This window comes from Pseudoxanthomonas sp. 68-E7, from assembly GCF_057773145.1.
On the sequence record NZ_JBYMTI010000002.1, the window covers coordinates 134,933 to 142,001 of the forward strand.

Sequence of the window (7,069 nt, forward strand, 5' to 3'; positions counted from 1 at the left end):
TAGCGCCCCACTCCCCGCCCGCGGCGAAGCGTTCCGTCAGGTCGCACGCCGCGGGTCCCCAGAACCCGCGCGTTTCGTGCAGCCCCGGTCATCCCATGTCGACGTTTCCTTGCATCCACCTGCCCAGGCCCACTCGCATACGCAGACGACCAGTGGCCCGCGCGGTCGTCTTCGCCCTGCTCCTGCTCGGACCCGCCGCCACGCTGCTGGCCGCCGCGCCGGCCGAAACGAAGGCGCCGCGGCTGCCGCTGGCACAGCACGGCGGTACCTGGCCTTCCGGTCACGTGCAGGGCATCGCCGTCGACCTGCGCGGCGGCTACATCTACTACTCGTTCACCAATCTGCTGGCCCGATACGATTTCAGCGGCCGGCTGGTGGGCACGCTGGTGGGCTGGACCGGGCATCTGGGCGATCTCGACTTCAACCCGGCCGACGGCAAGGTCTACGGTTCGCTTGAATACAAGGCCGATGAAGCCTTCTATATCGCTGTCATCGACGTGGCGCGCATCGATCGCGTCGGCATCGACGCGGCTACCGCCGATATCCTGCGCACGGTCCATCTGCAGGAAGTCGCCCGCGACTATGCGGCGGACCTGGATGGCGATGGCCGCTTCGACGGCGACGTCGCCGATACCCGGGATCATCGCTACGGCTGCTCCGGCATCGACGGGGTCGGTTTCGGTCCCGCGTTCGGACACCCGGACGGCCCCTCGCTGCTGACGGTCGCCTATGGCATCTATGGCAACACCGAACGCGCCGACAATGATCACCAGGTACTGCTGCAGTACGACGTGGGCGACTGGGACCGGCTCGCCAGGCCGCTGAGCGAGACCGCACCGCATCGCAGCGGCCCGGATGCGCCATTGGGCAAGTATTTCGTCCGCACCGGCAACACCACCTACGGCGTGCAGAACCTGGCCTACGACGAGACCCTGCGGCGCTGGTTCCTGGGCGTCTATCCGGGCAGGAAATCCGGGTTTCCCAACTACCGGCTGTTCGCGGTCGATGCCGCGTCGGCGCCGGTCAATGGCGATCTCGTTGGCGTGCCGGATGCCGATGGCGATGGCTGGGAACAGGGACGCCTGCTCGCGCTGGCCGGTGGCGGTCTGGAAGACGCCGCGACCGGCCAGCGCGGCTGGCAGCAGAAGGCCGACGTGGGCCTGCAACCGGTCGGGCGTGGCCTGTTCTATCTAGCCAGAAATGGAGGCGGCAAACAGGCCCAGACCGCCGATCTCACCCTGATGCGCTGGACGGGAAATCCCGGGGCGCCTTTCGTGCCGGCAACCCTCGAGGACCTTCCATGACGATCAACATCGAACGCCGGCGCCTGATCGTCGGCGGCACCCTGGGACTGGGCATGCTGATGCTTCCCGGCGGACGCGGTCTGGCGGCGGAGCTGCTGGGCGCCCGTGGTTTCACCCACAACGTCGCCAGCGGCGAACCGGGAACGGATTCGATGCTGCTGTGGACGCGTTACGTGCCGCCGGGCGGCGTCGACGAGGTCCGGCTGGACGCGGAAGTCGCGCTGGACGCCGGCTTCTCACGGGTGGTTTCCGGGGGTAGCCTGCGCACCGGCGCCTATCGCGACTGGACGACCAAACTGACCGTGGAAGGGCTGCGTCCCGGCACCACTTACTGGTATCGCTTCATCGCGCCCGACGGCAGCCGCTCGCCGATCGGCCGCACCCGCACGCTGCCGGAGGGTCCGGTCGACCGTTTCGGGCTGGGCGTGTTCTCCTGTTCCAACCTGCCGATGGGCTGGTTCAACGCCTATGCCCATGCGGCCGCGCGCGATGATCTCGATCTGTGGCTGCACGTCGGCGACTATCTCTACGAATACGGCATCGCCGCGTACAAGGCGCACGATCGCATCGCCACCCGCGAAGTGATGCCAGCGCACGACCACGAGATGATCAGCCTCGCCGACTATCGCCTGCGCTTCGCCTGTTACCGGGCCGATCCGGATCTGCAGCAACTGCACCGGATGGCGCCGATGGTCGCGCTCTGGGACGATCACGAAATCACCAACGACAGCTGGGAAGGCGGCGCGCAGAACCACCAGTCCTCCGAAGGTGACTGGAACACCCGGCGTGCGGCGGCCATGCAGGCCTACCGCGAATGGATGCCGGTCTCCGAGGAACCGTGGAAGCGCTATCCGATCGGTTCCCTGGCCACGCTGTACCGCACCGAATCGCGGGTGCTGGCACGCACCCGTCCGGCGTCAGCGGAACTGGCGGCCGCGCACCAGGCCGCGGATCCGGACACCGCGCTGCGGCATTTCCGTGACGGCGCCTGGCAGGATCCAAGCGCGACCATGCTCGGCTCGGAACAGGAATCCTGGCTGGCGCGCGAACTCCGCCGCGACGCGGCTGGCTCGGCCTGGCAACTGGTCGGCATGGGCACGATCATCGGCCGCACCCTGATGCCGGAACAGATGCCCGGTTGGGTCCGTCCGGAAGCCGGCGAGCGCGTGGCCGACAAGTTCCGCCGGGAGGTGCGCGCCTCGCGACAGGGCGTGCCGATGTGGATGGATCGCTGGGATGGTTATCCGGCGGCGCGTTCGCGCCTGCTTCGCGCCGCGCAACAGGCGGACGCGGATCTGGTGATGCTCGCCGGCGACAGCCACAACGCCTGGGCCTACTCGCTCGCCGAGGGTGGCCAGGCCGCGGGCGTGGAGTTCGCCGGGCACAGCGTGACCTCGAACGGCATGGAGGGGCAACTGGCCGCCGATCCGGCCGATGTCGCGCGCGCGTTCGTCGCCACCAATCCGGAACTGGCCTGGGCCGACACCCACCAGCGCGGCTACATGATGATCGACATCACTCCGCAGCGGGTGACCGGGGAATGGGTATTCATGCGCACGATCAAGGCGCGCAGCCTGCAACTGTCCGGCACGCACCGGTTGTCGGTCGAAAAGGGACGGCGCCGGTTCGACGCCTGATCTCAGCGATGGCGATCCAGCGTGGCGCGCAGATCCTTCGCCAGGCGCGACGCCTGATCCGGCTGCAGCGTGGAGATGGTGATGCGCAGCCCCGGGGTCGTGTCGGTGATGCCGAAGGCATCGCCCGCGCGGATCAACCATCCCCGCCGCGCCAGTTCGCCGGCAATGGCTTGCCCGTCGCCGGCAAGCGGCAGCCACAGGTTGAGGCCGTCGGCGGTATCCGTGATGCCAATGCCTTCCGCGCGCAACGCCTCGGCCAGCAGACGGCGGCGGCGCGCATAGTCGGCACGGGCATCGGCCAGCGGGTTGCGCCGAGGATCCAGCAGACAGGCTTCGGCGATGTCCTGCAGGATGTGGCTGACCCAACTGGTGCCCCCGGCCAGCCGTAGCCGCAGGCGGTTCGAGGTCTGCGCATCGGACGCGACCAGCGCCAGCCGCAGATCCGGCCCCAGCGCCTTGGACAGGGAACGCACCAGCGCCCAGCGCTGCGTCTGCCGGGGAATGACGTCGTGATACGGCGACGACGCCAGCAAGGCGAAATGATCGTCCACGATCACCAGCACGTGCGGATGGCGCGACAGCACGCGCCGCAACGCCCGTGCGCGGGTCGCGCCCAGGCTGCAGCCGGTCGGGTTGTGCGCGCGCGGCGTGATGATCACCGCCTGCGCGCCCCGCTCCAGCGCCGCTTCCAGCGCATCGGCGCGCATGCCCTGCGCGTCGATCGCCACGCCCGTGGCTTCGAATCCGGCCGTTCGCAGCGTATTGATGCTGCCCAGGAAACAGGGATCCTCCACGGCGACCTGATCACCCGATGCCAGATAGGCGGACAACAGGCGCTCCACCGCGTCCACCGCGCCGTGGGTCAGATCGATGGCGAATCCATCGGGACAATCCGGCGCGAACCAGTCACGCGCGTGGCGCTCCAGTTCCGGGTTGATCACCGCCGCGCCATACAGGCGTGGCGAACGCGGACGCACCGCCAGCATCGCGGCGGGGTCCGGCAGCCATTCCGGATTCGGATTGCCGCCCGCCAGATCGACCAGCGGCGAGTCGACATGCGTGCCTTCCTGCTCGCCCAGCACGTCGTCGCCACGGATGACGGTGCCCAGCCGCCCCTGGGTGGCGGCGATGCCGGCCGCGACCAGGCGCTTGTACGCGGCGGCGACGGTATTCCGGTTCACGTCGAGTGTCGTGGCCAGCTCGCGCACCGGCGGCAGCGCGTCGCCCTGCTGCAATTGCCCCGTGCGCACCAGCATGCGGATGCGATCGAAGATTTCGGCCGAGGTGGTTCCGGTGATTTTCATATTGTCCTATGACAATATAGAATCTGGCCCGTGTCAATGAAACCCATCGCCGTGGCGACCCGTGCCGGCGAATCGAAAGGAACCGGACGTGAACACCCCTCCCCCTCCCCCTCCCCCTCCCGCACCGCTCCCCACCACCACCCAGCACGAGCAGCATGGCCGCTACCCCCGGGCCGAAAGCGTGGAGGACTTCCGACACAACCTGGCCGCCGTCGCGGCGCGCATACAGGCCGCCTGCCAGCGGGTGGGACGCGACTCCGCCGAGGTGCGGCTGCTGCCGGTGAGCAAGACGATGGACGAGGCGCATATCCGCCTCGCCCACGCCGCCGGATGCCGGCTGCTCGGTGAGAACAAGGTGCAGGAGGCCTATCGCAAGTGGGAAGCAATGGCGGACCTGGCCGATCTGCGCTGGTCGGTCATCGGCCACCTGCAGACCAACAAGGCCAAGCTCGTGGCCCGTTTCGCCGCCGAGTTCCAGGCGCTGGACAGCCTGCGGGTGGCCGAGGCGCTGGACCGTCGCCTGCAGACGGAAGGCCGGCCGCTGGACGTGTTCGTCCAGGTCAACACCTCCGGCGAAGCCAGCAAGTACGGACTGCCGCCGGAAGACGTCGCCGCCTTCCTGCGTGGACTGCCCACCTATTCCTGCCTGCGCGTGCGTGGCCTGATGACCCTGGCAATATTTTCCGGCGACGCGGAGCGCGTACGCCATTGTTTCGTGTCCCTGCGCAAGCTGCGGGATCGCCTGCGCGACGGCGTGCCGGATGGCGTCGGCCTGGGTGAACTGTCGATGGGCATGTCCGGCGACTACGAGATCGCCATCGAGGAAGGCGCGACGGTGGTGCGGGTGGGCCAGGCCATCTTCGGTGCGCGCAGCCTGCCGGACAGCCATTTCTGGCCCACCCCGGGAGGACCGGCGTGACGATGCCGGCCGCGCGTGCGCCCTCGCTGTCCGATCGACTGGGGACGGTGATCCACCAGGTCGACGCCGGCCTGGAACCCCTGCAGTTCGATGTGGTGTCCGTGCAATCGCAGGTGATCTACGGTCGCGTCGGCAACGCGGTCGCGGTGCCCGCCCTGCAGGCGCATGGCCTTCGCGTGGCCGCGGTGCCCACCGTAGTGCTGAGCAATACCCCCCACTACCCGAGCTTCCACGGTGGCGCCGTTCCGCTGGAATGGTTCAGCGGCTACCTGTCGGATCTGGTTGCGCGCGGTGCGTTGCGCCATCTGCGCGCCGTGGTGGTGGGCTATCTGGGCGAGCCTGCCCAGGCCACGGCGCTGGCCGCTTGGATCGAGCGCCTGCGCGACGGCCTGCCGGATCTGCAGGTGTTCGTGGATCCGGTGATGGGAGACGTCGACAGCGGCGTCTATGTCGCTCCCGGCATGGCCGATGCCTATCGCCGGCATCTGTTGCCGCAGGCCGATGGCCTCACGCCCAACGGATTCGAGCTTGGCCAACTGGTACCGGACTCGCCGCTCGATCTGGAGGGCGTGATCGCCGCGGCCCGTGGCCTGCTTCACGGCCGCACGCGCTGGGTGGTGGTCACCAGCGCGGTTCCCGACGCCTGGGAAGCGGACGGCATGTGGCTGGTGGCGGTGACGGCGCAGACCGCCCGGGTCATTCGCCATCCGCGCCTGGCGGCGGACAGCAAGGGCACCGGTGATCTCTTCAACGCCGATCTGGCCGCGCGCGTGCTGGCGGGCGTCCCCCTGGAGGAAGCAGTCGCGCAAGCCGGCGAGCATGTCGTGCAGGCACTTCGCCATACCCTCCGCCAACGCAGCGGCGAGCTGCTGCTGCCCGATCCCTCCCCCGCGTTTTCCGGATGATCCATGCCGCATTACCGTCTTCTCGTCCATCGCCACGACAAGTACCTGGGCCATTTCGATGCCGATACCGGCGATGCGCTGCACGCGGGCAGGGAGATCGCCGCGCGCCTGCCCGCCGGTGACGGTTACCGGATCGAATGGCTCGTCGCGCACGCGGAGCGCCGGCTGCTGGAGAGCGGTCCCGACGGCCTGCGCGTGCTGAGTCGCGAGCCGCTGTTCAAGCCCGTCCGGCATTTGCCGACGAACGGTCATTGATTCAAATTGGTTAGGACTCCTACCATATTGGAATGAGCGATGATCTTCGCCCCCGCGAGCAAGCCGCCGCCGGCCTCGAACAACTGGCCGCGCTGATGCGCGCGCAAGCCTGGCGCGGTGAAGCGGGCACGCCGCCGCTGCCGCCCACCCAGGCCCAGGTCCTGCGCATGCTCGCCGCCGCCCCGCAGGGCCTGCGCGCCCGCGACGTGGCCGGGCGCCTGAGCATCTCGCCCGCCAGCCTGAGCGATTCCCTCAAGGCGATGGAAGCCAAGGGCTGGATCCGCCGCACCGTCGATGCGGACGATCGCCGCGCATGGGTCGTGCGCCTGAGCCGCGCGGGCCGCAGCCTCGCCACCCGACTGCAACATCCCGCACAGGGCATGACGGGCCTGCTGCGAGCCCTGGACAACGAAGATGTCGGCGCGCTGTTGCGGGTGACCCAACTGCTGGTTGCAGAAGCGCAGCAACAAGGCATGGCCACTGGCCTGCGTACGTGCCTGGGTTGCCGCTTCTTCCACCCTTTCGCCAGTGGCGATGCCGCGCGACCGCATTTCTGCGGCTTCGTGGGCGCCGCCTTTGGCGATGCCGAATTGCGCGCCGATTGCGCCGAGCAGATTCCGGCCGACGAGGATCTGCTGTCCGCGAACCAGGAACGGTTCCGGCTCCGAAATCCGCCCTAGGCGGAAAAGAGGGCGGGGGCCCGCAGCCATCAGCCCCCGCCCCGGTGGCCCCCCCCCCCCCGGGA

General features: G+C 68.9%; 7 protein-coding genes. 6 read left to right on the forward strand and 1 reads right to left on the reverse strand.

Going from position 1 to position 7,069, the window contains the following annotated elements:
* The first annotated feature begins 152 nt into the window (after positions 1–152).
* Positions 153–1,304, forward strand: a complete 1,152-nt coding sequence (locus AC3DE2_RS05250) for a hypothetical protein (protein WP_488425361.1) — start codon at positions 153–155, stop codon at positions 1,302–1,304.
* A complete protein-coding gene (locus AC3DE2_RS05255) occupies positions 1,301–2,941 on the forward strand; it encodes an alkaline phosphatase D family protein (RefSeq protein ID WP_488425362.1) in 1,641 nt (546 codons plus the stop codon). Before AC3DE2_RS05250 ends, AC3DE2_RS05255 begins: the two co-directional genes overlap by 4 nt.
* 2 nt (positions 2,942–2,943) lie before the next feature.
* Here AC3DE2_RS05255 and ptsJ read toward each other — a convergent pair whose 3' ends face one another.
* A complete protein-coding gene (ptsJ, locus tag AC3DE2_RS05260) occupies positions 2,944–4,245 on the reverse strand; it encodes a MocR-like B6 salvage transcription factor PtsJ (RefSeq protein WP_488425363.1) in 1,302 nt (433 codons plus the stop codon).
* 181 nt (positions 4,246–4,426) lie between these two features.
* Here ptsJ and AC3DE2_RS05265 point away from each other — a divergent pair, with 181 nt between their 5' ends.
* The 4 genes from AC3DE2_RS05265 to AC3DE2_RS05280 are packed head-to-tail and all read left to right on the forward strand — an operon-like array spanning position 4,427 to position 7,004.
* A complete protein-coding gene (locus AC3DE2_RS05265; protein ID WP_488425753.1) occupies positions 4,427–5,164 on the forward strand; it encodes a YggS family pyridoxal phosphate-dependent enzyme in 738 nt (245 codons plus the stop codon).
* A gap of 2 nt (positions 5,165–5,166) precedes the next feature.
* The gene (gene pdxK / locus AC3DE2_RS05270; RefSeq protein WP_488425754.1) at positions 5,167–6,069 is read left to right on the forward strand and encodes a pyridoxine/pyridoxal/pyridoxamine kinase; all 903 of its coding nucleotides are present in this window, start codon (positions 5,167–5,169) and stop codon (positions 6,067–6,069) included.
* Between the two features lie 3 nt (positions 6,070–6,072).
* Entirely contained in the window at positions 6,073–6,324 is a 252-nt protein-coding gene (locus tag AC3DE2_RS05275; protein WP_488425364.1) for a hypothetical protein, read from the forward strand.
* A gap of 32 nt (positions 6,325–6,356) precedes the next feature.
* Positions 6,357–7,004: a MarR family winged helix-turn-helix transcriptional regulator gene (locus AC3DE2_RS05280; protein WP_488425365.1), complete on the forward strand. Its 648-nt coding sequence runs from the start codon at positions 6,357–6,359 to the stop codon at positions 7,002–7,004.
* The last annotated feature ends 65 nt before the right edge of the window (positions 7,005–7,069 follow it).